Consider the following 20,263-nt stretch of genomic DNA (forward strand, 5'->3'; position numbering starts at 1 on the left):
ATGCGGAGGGTGTGGGATTCGAACCCACGAAGACATCGCTGCCTTACCGGTTTTCAAGACCAGCGCCATCGGCCACTAGGCGAACCCTCCCGAACCGCCACCCGGGGGTACGCGGCCCGTGCCTAGTCTGCCACGAACCGCGTCCGGACGAGCCGGCCCATCGCCGTCGGGCGGGGTTCGGCGTACCGGAGGGGGGTCCTTGATCCCTGGCATGACCAGCGTGACCTCACCCGGACGGTCCACTGTGGCCGAAATTCCGGCCGTCGTGGGCGAGCGGTGGACCGCCCGGGGCGACGGCCGGTGGATATTGCCGGCCGGACCTGCCCACATGGCGCTTGTCGTCGGACGGGCGTGGTTCGCGGCCCGGATCGGTTAAGTCTGCGGCCCGGATCGGGTAAGACTGGGCCATGCACGCGATCACGATCCCGGAACCCGGTGGACCCGACGCACTCGTCTGGGCGGAGGTGCCCGACCCGGAGCCCGGTGCGGGTGAGGTGGTCGTCGAGGTGACCGCCAGCGCGGTGAACCGGGCCGACCTGCTCCAGCGGCAGGGGCAGTATCCGCCGCCGCCGGGCGCGCCCGCGTACCCCGGGTTGGAGTGTTCGGGGGTGATCGGCGCGGTGGGTGAGGGGGTGACCGGGTGGGCGGTGGGTCAGCCGGTGTGCGCGCTGCTGGCCGGCGGCGGGTACGCCGAGCGGGTGGCCGTGCCGGCCGGGCAGTTGCTGCCGGTGCCGGCCGGTGTCGACCCGGTCGACGCCGCCGCGCTGCCCGAGGTGGCCTGTACGGTCTGGTCGAACCTGGTCCGGGTGGCCCACCTGGGCCGGGGCGAGACGCTGCTGGTGCACGGCGGCGGCAGCGGCATCGGCACGTTCGCGGTGCAGTTCGGGGCGGCGCTGGGCGCGACGGTGGTGGCGACCGCCCGGTCGACCAAGCACGACAGGTTGCGGGAGCTGGGTGCCGCGCACACCGTCGACTACCGCGAGCAGGATTTCGTCAGGGAGGTCCGGCGGGTCACCGACGGGCGGGGGGCGGACGTGATCCTCGACATCATGGGCGCGTCCTACCTGGGCCGGAACGTGGCGGCGCTGGCCGACGGCGGCCGGCTGGTGGTGATCGGCATGCAGGGGGGCCGGAAGGCCGAGCTGGATCTTGGCGCGCTGCTGGCGAAGCGGGCCTCGGTGGCGGCGACCGCGCTGCGGTCCCGCCCGCTGGCCGACAAGGCGGACATCGTCCGGGGCGTGCGCGAGCAGGTGTGGCCGCTGGTGGAGGCGGGCGCCATCCGGCCGATCGTGGACCGGCGGCTGCCGATGCGCGACGCAGCGCAGGCACACCGGCTGGTCGAGTCCAGCGACCACGTGGGCAAGGTGCTGCTCACCACCGGGTGACGGTCCGGGCGCGGGCCCGGGAAGATGCTCAGGCCGGCGGCGGGCCGTCCCGGCGGGGCAGCACCAGGCGGGCGCCGGGGCCCTCGCCGGCCAGCGTGTCGCCCGGGTTGTAGAGGGTGCAGCGTTGCAACGACAGGCAGCCGCAGCCGATGCAGCCGTCGAGGTCGTCGCGGAGCTTGCCGAGCAGTTTGATCCGTTCGTCCAGCCGTTCCCGCCAGGTGCGGGACAGGGCGGCCCAGTCGTCGGGGCTGGGGGCGCGGGAGGAGGGCAGCGAGTCCAGCGCGGCACGGATCTCGTCCAGCGAGATGCCGACCTGCTGGGAGATCCGGATGAACGCCACCCGGCGCAGCTCGGTGCGGGCGTAGCGACGCTGGTTGCCGCCGGTGCGCTCGGCGTGGATCAGCCCGAGGCGTTCGTAGTAGCGCAGCGCCGACTGGGCCACCCCGCTGCGCGCGGAGAGCTGGCCGATGGTGAGTGACTCGTGCATCACTGCCCTTGAGTTGAAGTTAACTTCAAGTAGCACGCTAACCACATGACCACACCGACCGCAACCCACCCGCCGGGCCACCCCCTGCCCGCCCCCGTCGTCGCACCGCTGGAACGCCTCCGCGCCGGCCGCCACTACGACGCCAACGTGTACTCCACCGTCGACGTGCACTGGGTGCTCTACGACCGGGTCCTACGGGTCACCCCGGCCACCGTCGACGACCCGGACCGGGACCGCTTCCTGCTCTCCAAGGGGCACGCCGTGGCGGGCTACTACGCCGTACTCGCCGCCAAGGGGTTCATCCCCGTCGACTGGCTCGACGACGCGGGCGGACCGGACAGCCGCCTCGGCGGCCACCCCGACCGCACCCTCGTCCCCGGCGTCGAGATCGGCTCCGGCTCGCTCGGCCACGGCCTCGGGCTGGGCGTGGGCACCGCGCTCGGCCTGCGCGCCCAGGGCCGCACCACCCCCCGGGTGTACGTCCTGCTCGGCGACGCCGAACTCGACGAGGGCTCCAACCACGAGGCGATCGCCTACGCCGGTGCCACCGGCCTGGCCGGGCTCACCGCGATCGTGGTCGACAACGCGTCGGCCAGCCACGGCTGGCCGGGCGGGGTGGCCAGCCGGTTCACCGTCAACGGCTGGACCACCGCCACCGTCGACGGGCACGACCACGACGCCCTGCACGCCGCCCTCACCGGCCACGACGGCCACCACCCCCACGTCGTCGTCGCGGTCGACGGACCGACCCCGGGGAGCCGGTCATGACCATGCGGGACACCTTCGTCGCCAGCGCCACCGGGTTCCTCGACGACCCCCGGACCACGATCGTGCTGGCCGACATCTCCGCCGACGCCTTCGCCGGGGCGGCCCGACGGTATCCGCACCGGGTGGTCAACGTGGGCATCCGGGAACAGTTGATGATCGGAGTGGCCGGTGGGCTCGCCCTCGCCGGGCAGCGCCCGATCGTGCACAGCTACGCCCCGTTCCTCGTCGAGCGGGCGTACGAGCAGATCAAGCTGGACCTCGACCACCAGGGCGTCGGTGCGGTGCTGGTCAGCATCGGCGCGTCGTACGACCGGGCGGAGGCCGGCCGGACCCACCTGGCCCCGGCCGACGTCGCCCTGATCGACACCCTCGACGGCTGGACCGTGCACGTGCCCGGCCACCCCGACGAGGTGCCCGACCTGCTCCGCGACGCGGTCTGCGGGCAGCACTCGACCTACCTGCGGCTGTCGCTGAGCACCAACGCGCGGGCGTACCCGAAGGCGGGTGGGTTGCAGGTGGTACGCGACGCCGGGCCGGGCGCGGCGCTGCTGGTGGCGGTCGGTCCGGTGCTCGACGCCGCGCTCGCGGCGGTGGCCGGCCTGCCGGTTACGGTGGCCTACACGCACCGGCCCCGGCCGTTCGACGTGACCGGGCTGCGGGCGCTGGCCGCGACCGAGGTGATCGTGGTGGAGCCCTACCTGGCCGGCACCTCGACGCGGGTGGTGGCCGGGGCGCTGGCCGACCGGCCGCACCGGCTGCTCGGCCTCGGCGTGGGTCGGGCGGAACTGCGGCGCTACGGCACCGCCGAGGACCACGACCGGTGGCACGGCCTCGACCCGGCCGGGCTGCGCCTGGCGGTCGGCGGTTTCCTGACCCCGGCGGGATGACCGCGGGTGAACCGGGAGGGGCGGGTCAGCGGGGCGGGTGGGCGGGCCGGCGGCGGGTGCGCTCCCGGCCGAGGATCCAGATCGCCTCGACGCCGTCCCGCCAGGTGATCTTCTTGCCCTCCTCGCGCCCGCGCGCCCGGTAGCTGATCGGCACCTCGTACGGGCGGATGCGGCGGCGCAGCAGCTTGCCGGTCACCTCCGCCTCCATCCCGAAACCCCGGGACCGGATGCCCAGCGACCGGTACAGCTCGACCGGCATCAGCTTGAAACAGGTCTCCAGGTCGCCGATGTAGGAGTTGAACAGCACGTTCGCCGCCATCGTGACGCCCTTGTTGCCCATCACGTACCAGAAGCTGTAGGCGCTGTGGCTGCCGAAGGTGCGGTTGCCGTAGACCACGGTGGCCCGCCCGTCGAGCACCGGGGCGAGCAGCCGGGGGATGTCCTGCGGGTCGTACTCCAGGTCGGCGTCGAGGATGACCATGTACTCACCCTCGGCGCTGTCCACGGCCGTCTTGATGGCCGCGCCCTTGCCCGCGTTGCGGGGGTGGGTGATCACCCGCAACCGCGAGTCGTCCGCCCGGCCGAGGATCTCCCCGGTACCGTCCCGGCTGCCGTCGTCCACCACGACCAACTCGATCTCGCAGGGATAATCGACCGCCAATGCCTGCTTGAGGGCATCCGCGATGCGTTCTTCCTCGTTGTAGACCGGCATGAGGATCGAGAGCTTCACGGGAATCTCCACGGTGGCGACAGTAAGTCGGGCATAGCCTAGCCTGGCAGGTCAGCCGCGCGAGGGTCGCCACCGCGGTGGCGCGTGCCCGTCATCGGCGTCCACCGGACCGGCCGGCACCCGGTCATCGCGGCGAATGGTGTTTACTTCCGCCCATGTCGGCAGCCGGCTGGATGCTCGTGGCGGCCCCCGTCGCGGCGCTCGTGCTACTCACCGCCCTCCTGCGGCCCCGGGCCGCCGGGGTGGTCGCCCCGCACCGCCTCGGCGTGGTCCGGGCCGCCCTGCTGACCGGCGTCTTCGCCGTGCTGACCGTGGAGGTGCTGGGCGCCCTCGACGCGCTCACCCTGCCCGCCTTCGCCCTGGCCTGGCTGCTCTTCGTCGCCGGGGTCGCGGTGCTGGCCGGCCGTCGACGCGACACCGCCGCGCCCCGGGCCGCCACCGCGGGCAGCCGGCGGGCGGTGCTGGTCGGCGCGACCGTGGGCGGCCCGACCGTCGGCGCGGCGTCCGGGCCGCAGCCGCCCGCCGACGCTCCGGCACCCCCGGCCACCGTCCGGGGCGGCGTCGCGGCGCTGCTGGCCGGCTGGGCGGACCGGCTGACCCACCTCCGGCGTACGGCGACCCGGGGCGAACGGCTGCTCGCCGGCACGGTGCTCGCCGTGGTGCTGATCGAGCTGGTGGTGGCGCTGCTGGCCGAGCCGAACAACTTCGACTCGCAGACGTACCACCTGCCGAAGGTGGAGCACTGGGTGGCCCAGGGCAGCCTGGAGTTCTGGCCCACCGCGATCCACCGGCAGGTGACCATCCCGCCCGGCGCGGAATACCTGCTGCTGCACCTGCGCCTGTTCACCGGCGGGGACGCCCTGCACAACCTGGTGCAGTGGGCCGCCGGCATCGGTTGCCTGCTCGCGGCCACCCGGATCACCGCCCAGCTCGGCGGGGGCCGCCGGGCCCAGCTCGTCACCGCGTTCCTGCTCGCCACCACGCCGATGGTGGCCCTCCAGGCGACCAGCACCCAGACCGACCTGGTCGCCGCCGCCTGGGCCGCCTGCGCCGCCACCCTGGTGCTGGACGGGCTGCGCCGCCGGGCCGGCCTGACCGACGCGCTGGCGCTCGGCGCGGCCACCGGCCTGACCGCGCTGACCAAGACCAGCGGGCTGATCGCCGTCGGGCCGCTGCTGCTGCTCTGGGGCCTGGCGCAGCTCCGGCTGGCCCGCCGTCCCGCCGGGGACGCCGCCGACCTGGAAGCGCCGGCCGGGGCCCGGCAGGTGGCCCGCACGGTCGGCGGTTCGCTGCTGGTGCTGCTGGTCGCGGCGACGGTGGTGGGGCCGTTCCTGGCCCGGGAGACGGCCGAGTTCGGTCACCCGCTGGGGCCGCCCCGGCTGCGGGAGTCCATCCCGATGGAACGGCACGACCCGGCCGCCGTGCTGGTCAACGCGCTGCGGATCGGACACACCGCGTTCGACACCCCGCTCGCCCCGCTGCGCGCCGGCACCGCCTCGGCCATCATGGACGGCTCCCGGGCGGTCGGCGTCGACCCGCAGGACCGGGCCATCACGTTCGGCCGGGAGGTCTTCCCGGTGCCCGCCTGGTATCCCGACGAGGACCGGGTGGCCTTCCCGTTGGCCGGGGCGCTGGCGCTGGTCGGGGCGGTCGTCGCGCTGGCCCGGCCCCGCCGGGTCGTCCCCGTCCGGTCGGGGGCGCTGCGGGCGTACGCGGGGGTGGTGGTGGGCGCGGTGCTCCTGCACACCGCGATGATCAAGTGGCAGCCGTGGGGGAACCGGCTGCTGCTGTACGCGCTGGTGCTGGCCGTACCCCTGGCGGGGCTCTGGGTCGACGCGGTACTGCGGCGGCGGGCCGGGACGGGCCGCCGGTCGGTGGCCGCCGGGCTGGTGGTGACCGTGCTGGCCACCTCCGCGCTGGCCGGCGTGCTGGCCCTGTCCTACGGCTTCCCCCGCCGGCTGGTCGGCGCGGGTTCGGTCTTCACCACCGGCGAGTGGGACACCCGGTTCCTGCGCCGGCCGCAGTGGGCCGACGAGTTCCGCTGGGCCGCCTCGGCGGTACGCGCCAGCGACGCCCGACGGATCGGTCTGGTGCAGCAGAACGACAACTGGGAGTACCCCTGGTGGCTGCTGCTGCGCGACGACGACGGCCGGTCACCCGAGCTGGTGGCGTTGCAGTCGGTGCTGCCCGACCGGCCGCCGGCCGACCCCACCTCGGTCGACGCGATCGTCTGCACCGGCCCCCGCACCGAGTGCGCCCGGCTCGTCCCGGCGGGCTGGACGATCGAGTACCGCGACCACGTCGGCTACGCGCTGCCACCGACCCACTGAGCCACGGGGAACACACGTCGGGGCCGGCGTGGTGGTCCACGCCGGCCCCGACCGGTCCCCCACGGGTCAGTTCTGCTTGATCGGCACCACGATCAGCCGGGCGACGCTGGCGTCCCCGTCCTTGGCCCCGGCCACGTTGACCTTGGTGCCCACCTTGACGTCGCTGGCCTTGACGGTGGTCCGCCGCTCGACCACCCGGAGCTGGTCACCCAGCTTCCAGGTCAGGGTGAAGCCGTCGGTGGACTTCACCGTCGCCGAGTCCCCGTCGATCGCGGTCACCTCGCCGCGCTGCACGACGACGGTCTTCGTGCCGTCCTTGGTCTGCACCACCGCCTCGCCGTGCAGGCCGTTGCGGCCCAGCAGCACCCGGGCCTGCCGGCGCTGCCGCAGCTCCTTCGCCCGCTCGCCACGCTTGCCCTTGTCCCCGGCCTCCGGGGACGGCGTGGTCGACGCGGCGGGCGCGGCGAGCAGGTCCAACTCGACCGGGTCGAGACCCAGCGCGGCCAGCGCCTGACCCTCGACGCCCAACGCGGCGGCCACGTCCACGGCGGCGGCCTTCGTGCCGTCCTGCGCGACCTGGGCCGTTCCGCAGCCGGCGACGCCGAACGTGAGCGCCGCGAGCAGCGAGGTGGCGGCGACGGCGATTCCCCGATGTGCCATGACTGTCCTCTCGTCCGTGATGCCACCAGCCTGGCGGAACGGGATGGGCGCGGGGTCAGGCCGATGTTCGGGTCAGGTAAGGACTCGCGGGCAGCCGGACGGTGAACGCCGCGCCCCCCTCGGCGGCGTGCCCGGCGACGATCTCCCCGCCGAGCCGGCGGACCAGCCCGGCGGCCAACGCCAGCCCCAACCCGCTGCCCACCTTGCGGACCCCCCGGTAACGCTGGTGCAGCGCCCCCCGCTCGAAGGCCACCGCCAGGTCGTCGTCGGTGAAGCCGGGTCCGCCGTCGCGGACCTCGACCAGCCCACCGGCGGTCGGCCCGGGACCGGCAGCCCGGACCGCGAGCACCACCGGCGCCCCCGGCGGTACGACCCGCAGCGCGTTCTCCAGCAGCCCGTCCACCACCTGCCTGATCCGCCCCGGATCGGTGTACGCGGGCACCGCCGTGCCCGGCGTCTCCAGCCGGAACGGCACCCCGACCGCCGCACACCGCTCCGACCAGGTGCGTTCGGCGTCGGCGGCCAGCCGGGTGAGGTCCACCGGCACCGGTTCCAGCGGGAAGTCCACCGCCTCCAGCCGGGCCAGCGCCAACAGGTCGGCGACCAGCCGGTCCAGGTGCTGCGCCTCGGCGAGCATCGTCCGGCCCGTCGCGGTCGCCTCGTCCGCGCCGATCACCCCGTCGGCGAGCGCCTCCGCCCACCCCCGGATCGCGGTCAACGGGGTACGCAGCTCGTGCGAGACGGAGAGCAGGAACTCCCGCTGCCGGCCCTCACTGGTGGCCAGCGCGGCGGCCAACCCGTTCAACGCGTACGCCAGGTCGGCGACCTCGTCGGGCGGTTCGACGGGCACCCGGACGGCCCGGTCACCGGCGCGCAGCCGGGCGGCGGCGGTGGCGGCGTGCCGGATCGGCCGGGCCAGCCGGCGGGCCAGCAGCAGCCCGGCCGCCGCCCCGGCGGTGAGCCCGGCCAGCAGCGGCAGCCACAGCGCGCGCAGCACCTGCCGCCACGGCCCCTGCGGGGTGCCCCGGGTCAGCACCACCCCCTCCCCACCGGGCAGCGCCCGCCCCTCGACGAGGGTCCGTTGGCCGTTGACGAACCGGCGACCGGAGACGTCCCGGCCGGCGGAGATCCGGTTCACCACCTGCCGGGGCAGGCCGGGGCGGTCGGCCAGCCCGCCCTGGACGACGTACACCTCGATCTGCTGGTCCTTGAGCTGGCGGATCAGCCGGTCGCCGGCCGCGTCGCGCTGGCGGCTGGGCCGCACCTTCAGCACGTCGGCGGCGAGCCGGGCCTGCGCGGCAAGCGCCTCCTGGTCGCGGCGTTCCACCCCGCGTACCGCCAGGGGGACCGCGACCAGGGCGGTGACCAGCACCGACACCAGCGCCACGGCGCAGGTGACCAGCACCGCGCGGGAGGTCAGCGTGTGCAGGGAGCGGCGACGGCGGGGGGCGGTGTCACCCCGGGGGGCGGCCGGCGGCGCGGGGGGTTCAGCCATCGGCGGCGTACCCGACGCCCCGGTGGGTGCGGATCACGCTGGCCGGGCCGAGCTTCGCCCGGACCTGGGCGACGTGCACGTCGACGGTACGGGTGCCGGCGTGCGCCGCGTACCCCCAGACCCCGGCCAGCAGTTCCTCCCGGGTGAACACCCGGCCGGGGCGGGCCATCAGGTGGGCGAGCAGGTCGAACTCGGTGGAGGTGAGCTGGACGGGGGTGCCGGCCGCGAGCACCGTGCGCCGGGCCGGGTCGAGGGTGACCGGGCCGACGGTGCGGGGCCGGTCCGCGCCGTCGGGGGCGCCGACGGTGCGCCGCAGCACCGCCCGGACCCGGGCCACCAGTTCGCGGGGGCTGAACGGTTTGGTCACGTAGTCGTCCGCGCCCAGCTCCAGGCCGACGATCCGGTCGACCTCGTCGTCGCGGGCGGTGAGGAAGATGACCGGGGTCCAGTCGCCGGACTCGCGCAGCCGTCGGCAGACCTCGGTGCCGGCCAGGCCGGGCAGGGTGATGTCGAGGACGCAGGCCACCGGGCGCAGCCGGCGGGCGGCGGCCAGCCCGGCCGTGCCGTCCCGTTCCAGGTGTACGCCGAACCCGTCCCGGCCCAGGTAGAGCCGGACCAGGTCGGCGATGGCGGGCTCGTCCTCCACGACGAGGACGAGCCCACGTGGTGCGGTGGCATCGACGGTCACCGGCCCATGATGACCGACCCGGGGTCGGGCGGAACGGACGGCCGTGTTCGGGTCAGGTAAGAACCCGGTCAGCGGGTCGGCAGGGGGCGTAGCAGGGGGGCCGGCGCGACGGGCGGGTTGTCACCGATGGTGGCGACGACCCGTTCCTCGGGCCGGCGCAGCCGGGTCCGGAACGCGTGGTGCAGCAGCGTGTCGAGCTGCCACACCTGCTTCGGGTGCTGGGTACGGATGACGAACCGCTCGCGTACCCCGTCGATCGCGGTGGCGGCCAGCTCGACGGCCTGCGCGCGCGGGTCGGGGCTCCAGGTGACGTTGCTCAGCTCCCGCAGCTCGGTGTTGAGGTGCAGCCGTAGCCGGTGCAGCACCCGGGTCTGCCGGGTCACCACCAGCCGGCGGTGGGTGAGCAGCAGGAGGTAGTCGCCGTCGACCGGGCGGTCGGGGCGGGCGCACCGGGCGACCAGGATGGTGGCGTCCCCCGATCCGACGCACTGGCGGAAGACCGGCATGTGCCGGCTCACCGTCTGGACCGCCAGCCCGGTCTCGGCGGCGGCCGGGAGGAAGGTGCGCGAGAAGACGTCCATACCTGGCCAACGAGCCGTGACCAGGGGTGATATGGGTCACTGTCGACTTTTGGAACTTCCACTCCCCCGGGTCGCACCACCGGTGCGTCTTTTCCGCACCGGCGGCTGTCCGGGGGTGCGGGGCCTCAGACGGGCATCGGCGCGAACAGCTCGCCGAGCCAGCCCGGCACCGCGTCGGCGTACTCGGCGCGACCCGGGTCGGTGGTGGCCAGCGCCCGCCGCCAGGACAGCGCCCGGCTCACCGTGGTCACCCGGACGGCCAGCCCGGCGGCCTCCCGCAGGGCCGCCCGGTCGTGCCGGTCGGTCCACGCCTCCAGGTAGGCGTCCCGCAGCCGCAGCAGCACCGGGTCCCCCTCGGGCAGCGAGTAGGTGTGCGCCACCGAACGCAGGGTCACCAGCAGGGTGCCGAACGGGTGCGCCACGGATGCGTCGCCCCAGTCGAAGAAGCGGTAGCCGTCGGCGGCGAACACGTTCCCGTCGTGCAGGTCGTCGTGCTGCACGCTGGCCGGGATGCCGGTGTCGGCGAGCCGCCCGCAGTCGTCGGCGAAGCGCGGCAGGTACGCCCGCAGCCGCTCGTAGGTCGCCGCGTCCAGCCCACCGTCGTCGCTCCCGGCGCCGTCGCCGTCGACCCCGGCGGCCGGGCGGGTATCGCCGTCGCCATCGTCTCCGGGTGCCGGGCGGGTGTCGGTGCCGCCGGTGGCCGGGCGGGTGTCGGTGCCGTCGTGTTCCGAGGCGAGGAGCAGGGCGGCGCGGTCGTCGAGCAGGTCGGCGAGCAGGGCCGGCAGGGCCGCCGGCCGCTGGTCGGGCACGCCGAGCGCGACGAGGGCGTCGGCCCGGGGAGCGACCGTCCGTTGGAGATCGGCGTAGGCGGCGAGCACGTCGGCCCACCGGGTCGGGTCCGGTTCGGCCAGGTCACGCAGGGACGGGCCACCGTGGGGCAGCAGCGACCAGCCCCGCGCGGGGTCCACGGCCACCGGGTCGAGCACCCGCCCGGGGGCGTGCCGGGGCAACTCGGCCAGCAGCACCGCCTCGTACGCCGTGCCGGGGTTGTTCGCCTTGAACCAGTACGGCCCGGCGTCGGTGGGCACCTGCCAGACCAGTGACCAGGGGCGCTGCCGGGCCTCGACCGGGCCGGTGACCCGCCGGCCGTGCCGGTCGAGCTGCCCGGTCACCCAGTCCAGCGCGGTGGCCCGCCACTGCGGGTCGGCCCAGCCGGGGGCCACGGAGACGATCGTCACGTCGCGCAGAGTAGGCCACCCGCCCACCCCGGCACCCGCCATTTTCGGCCGGGCGGGATCGCAATGAGGCCCGTGTGGCGGCATCAAGGCCACCCGGACACCGCATCATCGGCCCCGTCACGGTGACCTCGACGGCCCGGCCCGGCCCGGCCCGCCGCCGGCGGGTGGCGTCAGTGCGTGTTTGAGAAGGTCTGATGTGGACGGCGTGGCGGCATGACATCGGCTGCCGCGGCGGGCAGGGTGGCGCGGTGTCTGCGCGTCGTGGTTACCCCTCGGACCTGACCGACGCTCAGTGGACGCTGATCGCGCCGTTGTTGCCGGAGCCGAACACCGACGGCCGGCGGGAGAAGCACCCACGGCGGGAGATCGTCAACGCGATCCTGTACGTGGTGCGGTCGGGGTGCCCGTGGCGCTATCTGCCGGCTGACCTGCCGCCGTGGCAGACGGTGTACTGGTACTTCACCCGGTGGGAAGAAGCCGGCGTGACGGAGAAACTCCTGACCACGCTCCGGATCAAGGCCCGGGTGCAACAGGGCCGCCAGCCGGAGCCGTCGGCGGGGATCATCGATTCGCAGAGCGTGAAGGGCGCCGACACCGTCGGCCGGGACAGCCGAGGCTACGACGCGGGCAAGAAGATCAACGGCCGGAAACGGTTCATCATCACCGATACCCTGGGCCTGCTGGTCACCGTGACCGTGCTCGCCGCGAGCTGGCAGGACCGCGACGGAGCCAAGACGGCCCTGCTCAGCGCTTACATGGTCACCCCGATCCGGCACGTCTTCGCCGATCAGGGATTCGCTGGGCGACTCGTCGACTGGACCCGCGACACCCTGCGCACCACGCTGGAGATCGTCCGCAAACCCGCCGACCAACGCGGCTTCGCCGTCCACCCACGCCGTTGGGTCGTGGAACGCACCCTGGCCTGGCTCACCGCCTGCCGCCGGCTCGCCCGCGACTACGAGCGCCAACCGGCCGTCTCAGCAGCCCTCATCCGCTGGGCCGCGATCGCCGGCATGACCCGCCGCATCACCCACGACCAACCAGCACGCCGTCAAACCCGCCGCACCTTCACCTAGGCCTGATCAACACCATCTCAAACACGCACTCAGAGGAGTTCGAGGATGGTGGCGTTGGCCATGCCGCCGCCCTCGCACATGGTCTGCAGGCCGTACCGGAGGTCGTTGTCCCGCATGTGCTGGAGCATCGTCGTCATGATCCGGGCACCGGACGCGCCGAGCGGGTGCCCCAGCGCGATCGCCCCGCCGCGCGGATTCAGCCGCTCCGGGTCGGCCTCGGTCTCGGCGAGCCAGGCCAGCGGCACCGGGGCGAACGCCTCGTTCACCTCGTACACGCCGATCTCCTCGATGCCCAGGCCGGCGCGGCGCAGCGCCTTCGCGGTGGCCGGGATGGGGGCGGTGAGCATGGCGACCGGGTCGTCGGCGGCGACCACGGCGGTGTGCACCCGGGCCAGCGGGCGCAGGCCGTGCCGGCTGGCCCACTCGCTGGTGGTGACGGCGAGCGCGGCGGCCCCGTCGGAGATCTGCGACGCGGACCCGGCGGTCACCACCCCGTCGGCGCGGAACGGGGTCTTCAGCTCGCCGAGCGCGGCGAGCGAGGTGTCCCGGCGGATGCCCTCGTCGGCGGTGAACGAGCGGCCGTCGCTGAGCGGCACCGGGGCCAGTTCGGGGTCGAACGCCCCGGCGTCCTGCGCGGCGGCGGCCTTCTCGTGGCTGGCCAGGGCGAACTCGTCGAGCTGACTGCGGGAGAAGCGCCACCGGGCGGCGATCAGCTCGGCGCCGACCCCCTGGTTGAACGGCAGCGGCTGGTCGTCGGCGAAGCCCTCGACGCCCCGGTAGCGGGCCCGGATGCGGTCGCTGAACGGCATGCCGTCGCCGACGCTGGACCCCATCGGCACCCGGGTCATCGACTCGACGCCACCGGCCACCACCAGGTCGGCCTGCCCGGAGACGACCGTCGCGGCGGCGAAATGCAGGGCCTGCTGGCTGGAGCCGCACTGCCGGTCGAGGGTGGTGCCGGGCACCGACTCGGGCCAGCCGGCGGCGAGCACGGCGTTGCGGGCGACGTTCCAGGACTGCTCGCCGACCTGGGACACGCAGCCCCACACCACGTCGTCGACCTGGCCGGAATCGATGCCGGTGCGGTCGGCGAGGGCGCGCAGCACGTGCGCCGACAGGTCGACCGGGTGCACCTCGGCCAGGCCGCCCTTGCGTCGCCCGACCGGGGTACGCACCGCACCGACGATGACTGCGTCACTCATGACTACTCCCCGGTAACTTCGGCTGTGTCGATACTACGTCCCCGACCGCCGGTCCGCCCCCCGCGTCGCCGGGGCCGGCCCGGCGTGGCTGGCATGCTGGGACGGTGCATCCACCGACGTCTCCGGCCCGCCAGTGGCGGGTCCCCCCGGCGGTCCCGGCGGTGAAGCTGGCCGGCGCGGTCGGGCTGGTCGCCCTCGGACTGCTGCTCGCCGACGGCGACCCGGTCCCGCTGGCGCTGGCCGTCGCCGCCGCCGTGGGTATCGCCGCCTGGGCGGTACGCGACCTGCTCGCCCCGGTCCGGCTCGCGGTCGACGCCGACGGGATCACCGTCGTGCGGGGGTACGCCGGGCGGCGGCACCTGCCGTGGGAGGCGGTGGAGGCGGTCACCGTGGACCGGCGGACCCGGTTCGGGCTGACCGGCGAGACGTTGGAGATCGACGCGGGTGAGACCCTGCACCTGCTCGGCCGGGCCGACCTGGGCGCGCCCCCGGCCGAGGTGGCCGAGGCGGTCCGGGCCGCCCGCCCCTGACCGGCGCACGGCCCCGCCCCGGTACCGCTCAGCCGAGCAGCATCACCGTACGGACGATCACCAGGCCGAGCAGCGCGAGCAGGATGACCCCCGCACCGGCGGCCTGGAACACCGAGCGCCGCATCCGGGGGGCGTACGCCAGCACGAGCGCCATCAGCGCCCCGACGATCAGCCCGCCGACGTGGCCCGGGATGGAGATGCCCGGCACGGTGAACGTGAAGATCAGGTTGATCACCAGGATCGGCAGGATCGCCGAGGTGTCCCGGCCGAGCCGGCGCATCAGCACGAAGACCGCCGCGAACAGCCCGAAGATCGCCGTCGAGGCACCTGCCGAGGCGGTGTTGGGGCTGCTGAACAGGTACGCCGCGACGTTGCCGCCGAGCCCGGCCATCAGGTAGAGGCCGAGGAACCGCAGCGGCCCGAGCAGGGCCTCCAGCTCCCGCCCGAGCACCCAGAGCGCCCACATGTTGAGCAGCAGGTGCACCACGCCGTAGTGCAGGAACATCGCGGTGACCAGCCGGTACCACTCGCCGGAGGCGACCCCGTGCGCCTCGCCGAACGGCACGTACGAGGCGTAGCTGAGCACCGAACCCCACTGGGTCAGCGGGGTGCCACCGCCGAGCAGGCCGCCGAAGCCTGAGCCGCCGATCAGCGAGTCGCCGCCCCGGTCACTGAGCACCGAGACGACCATGACCAGCACGTTCAGCGCGATCAGGGTGCGGGTGACCAGGCCACGACGGCCGGCGGCACCGCCACCGAAGGCGGTACGCGCCGGCCGTACGCTGCGGCGTCCCTCGTTCACGCACTCCGGGCACTGGTGGCCGACGGGAGCGTCCCGCATGCAGTCCGGGCAGATCGGCCGGTCGCAGCGGGAGCACCTGAGGTACGTCTCCCGGTCGGAGTGGCGGTAGCAGACCGGGGTGGTCGGCACCGACCCGCCGGTGGCGTCGCCGGCCGGCCCGGAGCGTTCAGTCATGCGTGCAAAGGTACCTCGCAGCCGCGGTCAGGCCCCGGTGCGCTCGATCTCGACCCGCTCGATCACCACGTCCTGCAACGGCCTGTCGCTCGGGCCGGTGGGGGTGTTGGCGATCGAGTCCACCACCTTCGCCGACTGCTCGTCGGCCACCTGGCCGAAGATGGTGTGCCGGTTGTTCAGGTGCGGGGTCGCCCCGACGGTGATGAAGAACTGCGAGCCGTTGGTGCCCGGCCCGGCGTTCGCCATCGCCAGCAGGTACGGCCGGTCGAAGCGCAGCTCCGGGTGGAACTCGTCGGCGAACGTGTAACCCGGGCCGCCCCGGCCGGTGCCGGTCGGGTCACCCATCTGGATCATGAAGCCGCTGATCACCCGGTGCGAGATGGTGCCGTCGTAGTACGGCCCGTTGCCCGGCTGACCGGTACGGGGATCGGTGTATTCCTTGTTGCCCTCGGCCAGGTCGACGAAGTTACGAACCGTCTTCGGAGCGTGATTGCCGAAGAGTTCCAGCCGGATCGGGCCAGCGTTGGTGTGCAAGGTGGCGTAGACAGCCTCGGCCACGGGTACTCCTCACTCGTTGGTCAGTTCCATGCGGATCCTCCCATGTGCCCCATCTGGCAGTGCGGAGGCATCCGTTGGTGGAGGATGACGAAGGAACAACTCCCAGGAGGTGGGACCGTGTTTGGAATCGGGCGGCGCAAGACCCAGGGGCAGCTGGCAAAGGTGGAGCTGCACCAGGGCATCGGTCACCTGAGGCAGGCCGCCACGCACGCGGCCAAGGGCGCCGGCGCCACGGTCGGCCCGCGGGTCCAGTCGGCCCGCAGTGCCGTCGCACCGACCGCGGTCGCGGTGCGGGACCGGGCCTCCAGCGGCCTGGCGACGACGGCCGCGGCACTCGCCCCGGTGGCCCTGGCGGTGCGCCACGCCCAGGCCGAGGCCGCCGGCAGGGCGGTGGCCGGCAAGAAGGCCGCCGCCGCGAAGCAGGCCAAGGTGAGCAAGAAGATCAAGGCGAAGAGCCCGAAGGCCCGGAAGCGGAAGCAGACCTCGCGCGGCATGATGGCCGGCCTGCTGGTCGCCGGCACGGTGGCCGGGGTGGCCGGCGCGATGGCCCTGCGTCGCCGCCGCGAGCAGCAGGAGTGGGCCGAGTACGACCCGACCCGCGGCATCGGCACCGCCCCCGTCCCGCCGGCCGCCGGTGCCTCCACCACCGCCGACGTCTCCACCGCTTCGGCCGCCGCCGGCGTCGACGCCCCCCGCGACGACGTCGACATCCTGGTGGTCGAGACCCCGTCGGCCGACGGCACCACGGCCACCGGTTCGGCCACCCCGCCCACCGGCGTCGGCAGTTCCGCCGTGGCGGCCGCCACCCCGGCCGGCAAGCCGGTGATCCACCCGAACGACAAGGTTCCCTCGGTCGCCGAGGGCGCCACCGACGTCTCCGGCCGGCCGGCCGACGACCTCGGCAAGGCGCTCGACGCCGGGAAGACCGCGTCCAGCACCCGGCGCTGATCCCCCGCACCTCGACGGCGGCGCGGCGACGACCCCACCGGTCGTCCCGCGCCGCAGCCGGCTTCCGGCGGGTTCCGGGCCGCCCGGCACGTCGACGTGCCGCCCCTACCCGGAACCCCCGGCACGGTACGGCCCGCCAGCGGCACCGGACCCGCCCCGGGCTGCGCCCCCACGACAACGTAAGGATTTTTCAGGGTTCTCCCCGACCGTCACGGGCCCACCCGGCGGGCGTCCGGCTCCTACAGTGCTCGTATGTCGCCGACCACCGACCCGGAGCGTCCGGCTCCGGAGCCGAGCGGTACCCCCTCGACGGGGCGCCGGGACCTGTCCGCCGAGCGCCCGGCCGGGCGTGACCGGGCGCTGTCCCGGCGGCGGGTGCTCTCCGGCACCGCCGCCGCCCTGGCCGGTGCCGGGGTGGCGCTGACCGGCGAGTTCGGGTATGCGGAGGCGACCGCCGACAGCAAGCTGCCCGTCTACGGCGGGTACGCCGCCACCGTGCACGCCGACCGGCGCACCCCGCCCCGGTCGTCCCGGGTCGACGTGGTGTGGAGCGTGGACACCACCCGCCGGCTGATCGCGCTCACCTTCGACGACGGGCCCGCGCCGAACTGGACCCCCCGGGTGCTGTCGATCCTCGCGCAGACCGACACCCCGGCCACGTTCTTCATGGTCGGCCGCCGCGCCCGCGAGTACGGCCGGCTGGTGACGCACCGGCTCGACGGTCACGAGATCGGCAACCACACCTGGGCCCACCAGGACCTCGCGAAGATGACCTACGAGCAGGCATGCACCGCGATCAGCCGGGCGCACAACGAGCTGACCCGGCTCTGCGGCCGGGAGCCCACCCTGCTCCGCCCGCCGTACGGGCACCTCGCCGGCAGCACCCTGCTCGCCGCCAACGATCTCGGTTACCAGGTGGTCCTGTGGAACCGGCAGATGCTCGAATCCCGGTTCACCCAGAATCCGGACGGCCTGGTCGACTACGTCGTCGACTCCTGTGACCCGGGCACCATCCTGCTCGCACACGACACCGGGCCGGCGGACCGGCTGGTCGCTATCCGGGGGCTGGCTGCGATGATCACCGGGCTGCGGCGGCGGGGCTTCGAGTTCGTCACCGTCTCCGAGCTGATGGCGGCGGCCACCCCGGCCACCGCCCCGGCCCACTGACCGGCGGGCGGTCAGAGCCAGCCGTTGCGGCGGAACCACCGGTAGAGCGCCAGCGAGATGGCAAGCATCAACGCGAGCACCCCCGGATAGCCGTACGTCCACTTCAGCTCGGGCATGTTCTCGAAGTTCATGCCGTAGACGCCGGCGAACGCGGTCCACACCGCCGCGATGGCCGCCCACGCGGCGATCTTGCGCATGTCGTTGTTCTGGTCGACGGTGACCTGCGCCAGCCGGGCCTGGAGGATCGAGTTGAGCAGGTCGTCGTAGGAGTTGACCTGCTCGACGGTGCGGCTGAGGTGGTCCTGCACGTCGCGGAAGTAACGCCGTACCTCCTGCGGCACCTCGCGGTTGACCTGTGCGGTCAGCGTCAGCAGCGGCCGTTGCAGCGGGATCACCGCCCGCTTGAACTCCACCAGTTCCCGCTTCATCTGGTAGATCCGCTGGATACGCCCGCTGCTCTGCCGGTCGAAGACGTCGGCCTCCAGCACGTCGAGGTCGTCCTCCAACTGGTCGGCCACCTCCAGGTAGAGGTCCACCACCCGGTCGGTGATCGCGTACGCCACCGCCCACGGTCCATGGCGTAGCAGGTCCCGCTTGGCCTCCAGGTCGGCCCGGACGGGCGCGAGCCGGCAGGCGTCCCCGTGCCGGACGCTGATCAGGAAGTTCGGCCCGATGAACAGCATCACCTGGCCGGTCTCCACCACCTCGGAGGTCTCGGTCAGCTCGGTGTGCTCGCAGTAGCGGGCGGTCCGCAGCACCAGGAAGCTGACCTCGCCGAAACGTTCCAGCTTGGGCCGCTGCTGGGCCTTCACCGCGTCCTCGACGGCCAGTTCGTGCAGGCCGTACGTCTCGGCGATGGCGGTCATCTCGGCCAGTTCCGGTTCGTGCAGCCCGAGCCAGACGAACCCGTCGCGCTCGTCGCGGGCGGCGGCCAGCGCCTCGGCGTACTGCCACTGGCCGGGGCGGCGTTCGCCGTCGACGTAGAGGCCGCAGTCGACCACCCCGCTGCGTCCCGGGCCGGTGGGCGCGGGGGTACGGGGGGAGCCGTCGGCGTTGAGGATGCGGGACATCGCGCGTACCGGGGAGACCCAGGCGCGGGGGTTCAGCACCCGACCGCCGTGGAGTGTCGCCGACCGCTCCCGTGCCGCCCGGTCCGTCATGGCGTTCCCCCTCCCGGGTGTCCTGCTGCGGCTTGCAGGCTACGCCGCCGCCGGGGATGGCGGGTGTGGGCGCCGGGCGGGTCGGGCCGCGTTCAGGGGGGTGAGGGGGCGACCCGACCCACCCGGCACCGCTGGGGGCGGGGGTAATGCTGCCGCGTCGCCCACCCGTCCGGCGGGAACGACCGGGTCACCGGCCGAACGTGAGTGACGCTCGCAGCATTGTGGGTCGCCGGGCCGGCCGAGGGGAGCCCTCGACCGGCCGACGTCGTACTTTTGTCAGAAACCCGACAGATATTTCAGCCCCGGACGGCCGCCACCGCGTCCGCGAGCCGGCGCACACCCTCGTCGATCCGGTCCGCGGTCACCGCGGAGAAGGCCAGCCGCAACGCGTGCCGCCCACCGTCGACCATGAAGTCGCTGCCCTTGACCACGGCGACACCCCGCTCGGCGGCGGCCGGGGCCAACCGGTCCACGTCCACGTCGTCGGGGAACTCCACCCAGAGGAAGTAGCCGCCGTCCGGCTCGACGAACGTCGCCTCGGGCAGATGCCGGCGCAGCGACTCGGCCAGCACCCCGGCCCGCTCGCCCAGCGCCGACGACACCGTGGCGATCGACCGCTGGATGTCACCCGAGACGCAGAACTGGTGCACGATCGCCTCGGACACCATGCCCGGCGAGATGTAGAGGCTGGTCGCCTTCTTGGCGATGTCGGCGATCAGGCTCGCCGGCCCGACCAGGTAACCGACCCGGACCCCGGGGCAGACGGTCTTGGTGAAGCTCGACGCGTGCACCACCACACCCCGGGTGTCCATCGACAGCATCGACGGCAGCGGCTCGCCCCGGAACCGGATGTCGGCGTACGGGTCGTCCTCGAAGATGGTGAAGCCGTACTCGGCGGCGAGGTCGAGCAGCTCACGGCGCTTGTCCAGGGAGAGGGTCACCCCGGCCGGGTTCTGGTAGTTCGGGATCACGTGGGCCAGCCGGGGGCGTACCCCGGACTCCAGCAGCTTGCGCAGCTCGGCGGTGTCCAGACCGTCCGGCTCGATGCCCACGCCGTGGATCTCGCCGCCCATCCGCTGGAGGTTGAGCAGCGTCCGGTCGTACGTCGGACGCTCCACCACCACGGCGTCCCCGCGCCGGACCAGGTGGTCGAAGAGGAACGCGTCGGCCTGGAGCGAGCCGTTGGTGACCAGCACCTGATCCGCCTCGACGCCGTGCTTCTCGGCGATCCACTTCCGCAAGGGGGGGTAACCCACGGAGGTGCCGTAGGCGGTGACCCCGGCGGGGTCGGCGTCGAAGGCACGGACAGCGGCGGCCTTGAGCCCCTCGACATCCACGATGTCCAGCGAGGGCGCGCCACGGGCGAACGAGATCAGCTGCTCGGCGGTCATGCGCAC

The 20,263-nt window shown here is 73.9% G+C and carries 20 protein-coding genes and 1 tRNA gene; 8 read left to right on the top strand and 13 right to left on the bottom strand.

Annotated elements, in window-relative coordinates:
• Positions 1–3: 3 nt before the first annotated feature.
• Positions 4–90, bottom strand: a tRNA-Ser gene (locus B5D80_RS03770).
• Positions 91–407: 317 nt separating this feature from the next.
• Here B5D80_RS03770 and B5D80_RS03775 point away from each other — a divergent pair.
• Positions 408–1,385: an NAD(P)H-quinone oxidoreductase gene (locus tag B5D80_RS03775; protein ID WP_088642348.1), complete on the top strand. Its 978-nt coding sequence runs from the start codon at positions 408–410 to the stop codon at positions 1,383–1,385.
• A gap of 28 nt (positions 1,386–1,413) precedes the next feature.
• On the opposite strand, the gene soxR is transcribed toward B5D80_RS03775, so the two are convergent.
• Positions 1,414–1,872: a redox-sensitive transcriptional activator SoxR gene (soxR, locus tag B5D80_RS03780; protein ID WP_088642349.1), complete on the bottom strand. Its 459-nt coding sequence runs from the start codon at positions 1,870–1,872 to the stop codon at positions 1,414–1,416.
• A 45-nt stretch (positions 1,873–1,917) separates the two neighbouring features.
• Here soxR and B5D80_RS03785 point away from each other — a divergent pair, with 45 nt between their 5' ends.
• Entirely contained in the window at positions 1,918–2,640 is a 723-nt protein-coding gene (locus tag B5D80_RS03785) for a hypothetical protein (RefSeq protein WP_088642350.1), read from the top strand.
• Between the two features lie 2 nt (positions 2,641–2,642).
• The gene (locus tag B5D80_RS03790; protein ID WP_088642351.1) at positions 2,643–3,527 is read left to right on the top strand and encodes a transketolase family protein; all 885 of its coding nucleotides are present in this window, start codon (positions 2,643–2,645) and stop codon (positions 3,525–3,527) included.
• A gap of 25 nt (positions 3,528–3,552) precedes the next feature.
• Here B5D80_RS03790 and B5D80_RS03795 read toward each other — a convergent pair whose 3' ends face one another.
• A complete protein-coding gene (locus B5D80_RS03795) occupies positions 3,553–4,257 on the bottom strand; it encodes a glycosyltransferase family 2 protein (protein WP_088642352.1) in 705 nt (234 codons plus the stop codon).
• 155 nt (positions 4,258–4,412) lie between these two features.
• On the opposite strand from B5D80_RS03795, the gene B5D80_RS03800 reads away from it, so the two are divergent.
• The gene (locus B5D80_RS03800; RefSeq protein WP_169733030.1) at positions 4,413–6,587 is read left to right on the top strand and encodes a phospholipid carrier-dependent glycosyltransferase; all 2,175 of its coding nucleotides are present in this window, start codon (positions 4,413–4,415) and stop codon (positions 6,585–6,587) included.
• Positions 6,588–6,653: 66 nt separating this feature from the next.
• Here B5D80_RS03800 and B5D80_RS03805 read toward each other — a convergent pair whose 3' ends face one another.
• The 5 genes from B5D80_RS03805 to B5D80_RS33815 form a co-directional block, all read right to left on the bottom strand.
• A complete protein-coding gene (locus B5D80_RS03805) occupies positions 6,654–7,247 on the bottom strand; it encodes a hypothetical protein (RefSeq protein WP_088642353.1) in 594 nt (197 codons plus the stop codon).
• A 55-nt stretch (positions 7,248–7,302) separates the two neighbouring features.
• The gene (locus B5D80_RS03810; RefSeq protein WP_088642354.1) at positions 7,303–8,742 is read right to left on the bottom strand and encodes a sensor histidine kinase; all 1,440 of its coding nucleotides are present in this window, start codon (positions 8,740–8,742) and stop codon (positions 7,303–7,305) included.
• Entirely contained in the window at positions 8,735–9,430 is a 696-nt protein-coding gene (locus tag B5D80_RS03815; protein ID WP_088642355.1) for a response regulator transcription factor, read from the bottom strand. Before B5D80_RS03815 ends, B5D80_RS03810 begins: the two co-directional genes overlap by 8 nt.
• A 68-nt stretch (positions 9,431–9,498) precedes the next feature.
• Complete coding sequence (locus B5D80_RS03820) at positions 9,499–10,011, bottom strand: hypothetical protein (RefSeq protein WP_088642356.1); 513 nt, start codon at positions 10,009–10,011, stop codon at positions 9,499–9,501.
• A 125-nt stretch (positions 10,012–10,136) separates the two neighbouring features.
• Positions 10,137–11,249, bottom strand: coding sequence for a phosphotransferase (locus B5D80_RS33815; RefSeq protein ID WP_211291377.1), 1,113 nt, complete (start codon positions 11,247–11,249; stop codon positions 10,137–10,139).
• A 194-nt stretch (positions 11,250–11,443) separates the two neighbouring features.
• Between B5D80_RS33815 and B5D80_RS03830 the strand changes: the two genes are divergently transcribed.
• Entirely contained in the window at positions 11,444–12,325 is an 882-nt protein-coding gene (locus tag B5D80_RS03830; RefSeq protein ID WP_144081563.1) for an IS5 family transposase, read from the top strand.
• Positions 12,326–12,354: 29 nt separating this feature from the next.
• Here B5D80_RS03830 and B5D80_RS03835 read toward each other — a convergent pair whose 3' ends face one another.
• On the bottom strand, positions 12,355–13,527 hold the full coding sequence (locus B5D80_RS03835; protein WP_088642357.1) for a thiolase family protein: 1,173 nt from the start codon (positions 13,525–13,527) through the stop codon (positions 12,355–12,357).
• Between the two features lie 104 nt (positions 13,528–13,631).
• Between B5D80_RS03835 and B5D80_RS03840 the strand changes: the two genes are divergently transcribed.
• Positions 13,632–14,057, top strand: coding sequence for a PH domain-containing protein (locus B5D80_RS03840; protein ID WP_088642358.1), 426 nt, complete (start codon positions 13,632–13,634; stop codon positions 14,055–14,057).
• Positions 14,058–14,085: 28 nt separating this feature from the next.
• Here B5D80_RS03840 and B5D80_RS03845 read toward each other — a convergent pair whose 3' ends face one another.
• Both B5D80_RS03845 and B5D80_RS03850 read right to left on the bottom strand, forming a co-directional pair.
• A complete protein-coding gene (locus B5D80_RS03845) occupies positions 14,086–15,033 on the bottom strand; it encodes a rhomboid family intramembrane serine protease (protein WP_088642359.1) in 948 nt (315 codons plus the stop codon).
• Positions 15,034–15,060: 27 nt separating this feature from the next.
• Entirely contained in the window at positions 15,061–15,591 is a 531-nt protein-coding gene (locus B5D80_RS03850; RefSeq protein ID WP_088642360.1) for a peptidylprolyl isomerase, read from the bottom strand.
• Between the two features lie 84 nt (positions 15,592–15,675).
• Between B5D80_RS03850 and B5D80_RS03855 the strand changes: the two genes are divergently transcribed.
• Positions 15,676–16,539: a hypothetical protein gene (locus tag B5D80_RS03855; protein ID WP_088642361.1), complete on the top strand. Its 864-nt coding sequence runs from the start codon at positions 15,676–15,678 to the stop codon at positions 16,537–16,539.
• Positions 16,540–16,791: 252 nt separating this feature from the next.
• On the top strand, positions 16,792–17,706 hold the full coding sequence (locus B5D80_RS03860; RefSeq protein WP_088642362.1) for a polysaccharide deacetylase family protein: 915 nt from the start codon (positions 16,792–16,794) through the stop codon (positions 17,704–17,706).
• Between the two features lie 11 nt (positions 17,707–17,717).
• Here the strand turns inward: B5D80_RS03860 and corA are convergent, their stop codons facing one another.
• Positions 17,718–18,866 carry a magnesium/cobalt transporter CorA gene (gene corA / locus B5D80_RS03865; protein ID WP_088642363.1) on the bottom strand — a complete coding sequence of 383 codons (1,149 nt, stop codon included), beginning with the start codon at positions 18,864–18,866 and terminating at the stop codon, positions 17,718–17,720.
• 296 nt (positions 18,867–19,162) lie between these two features.
• Positions 19,163–20,257, bottom strand: coding sequence for an aminotransferase-like domain-containing protein (locus B5D80_RS03870; RefSeq protein ID WP_088642364.1), 1,095 nt, complete (start codon positions 20,255–20,257; stop codon positions 19,163–19,165).
• Between the last annotated feature and the right edge of the window lie 6 nt (positions 20,258–20,263).

The organism is Micromonospora wenchangensis (assembly GCF_002210435.1).
Taxonomy (GTDB): Bacteria; Actinomycetota; Actinomycetes; order Mycobacteriales; family Micromonosporaceae; genus Micromonospora; species Micromonospora wenchangensis.

Excerpts from the sequence above, each read along its gene's own strand:
- B5D80_RS03870 (WP_088642364.1), bottom strand. The coding sequence starts at position 20,257 with ATGACCGCCGAGCAGCTGATCTCGTTCGCCCGTGGCGCGCCCTCGCTG.
- B5D80_RS03845 (WP_088642359.1), bottom strand. The coding sequence starts at position 15,033 with ATGACTGAACGCTCCGGGCCGGCCGGCGACGCCACCGGCGGGTCGGTG.
- B5D80_RS03785 (WP_088642350.1), top strand. The coding sequence starts at position 1,918 with ATGACCACACCGACCGCAACCCACCCGCCGGGCCACCCCCTGCCCGCC.
- B5D80_RS03790 (WP_088642351.1), top strand. The coding sequence starts at position 2,643 with ATGCGGGACACCTTCGTCGCCAGCGCCACCGGGTTCCTCGACGACCCC.
- B5D80_RS03810 (WP_088642354.1), bottom strand. The coding sequence starts at position 8,742 with ATGGCTGAACCCCCCGCGCCGCCGGCCGCCCCCCGGGGTGACACCGCC.
- B5D80_RS03860 (WP_088642362.1), top strand. The coding sequence starts at position 16,792 with ATGTCGCCGACCACCGACCCGGAGCGTCCGGCTCCGGAGCCGAGCGGT.
- B5D80_RS03775 (WP_088642348.1), top strand. The coding sequence starts at position 408 with ATGCACGCGATCACGATCCCGGAACCCGGTGGACCCGACGCACTCGTC.
- B5D80_RS03820 (WP_088642356.1), bottom strand. The coding sequence starts at position 10,011 with ATGGACGTCTTCTCGCGCACCTTCCTCCCGGCCGCCGCCGAGACCGGG.
- B5D80_RS03835 (WP_088642357.1), bottom strand. The coding sequence starts at position 13,527 with ATGAGTGACGCAGTCATCGTCGGTGCGGTGCGTACCCCGGTCGGGCGA.
- B5D80_RS03800 (WP_169733030.1), top strand. The coding sequence starts at position 4,413 with ATGTCGGCAGCCGGCTGGATGCTCGTGGCGGCCCCCGTCGCGGCGCTC.
- B5D80_RS03830 (WP_144081563.1), top strand. The coding sequence starts at position 11,444 with ATGTGGACGGCGTGGCGGCATGACATCGGCTGCCGCGGCGGGCAGGGT.
- soxR (WP_088642349.1), bottom strand. The coding sequence starts at position 1,872 with ATGCACGAGTCACTCACCATCGGCCAGCTCTCCGCGCGCAGCGGGGTG.
- corA (WP_088642363.1), bottom strand. The coding sequence starts at position 18,866 with ATGACGGACCGGGCGGCACGGGAGCGGTCGGCGACACTCCACGGCGGT.
- B5D80_RS03805 (WP_088642353.1), bottom strand. The coding sequence starts at position 7,247 with ATGGCACATCGGGGAATCGCCGTCGCCGCCACCTCGCTGCTCGCGGCG.
- B5D80_RS03855 (WP_088642361.1), top strand. The coding sequence starts at position 15,676 with ATGACGAAGGAACAACTCCCAGGAGGTGGGACCGTGTTTGGAATCGGG.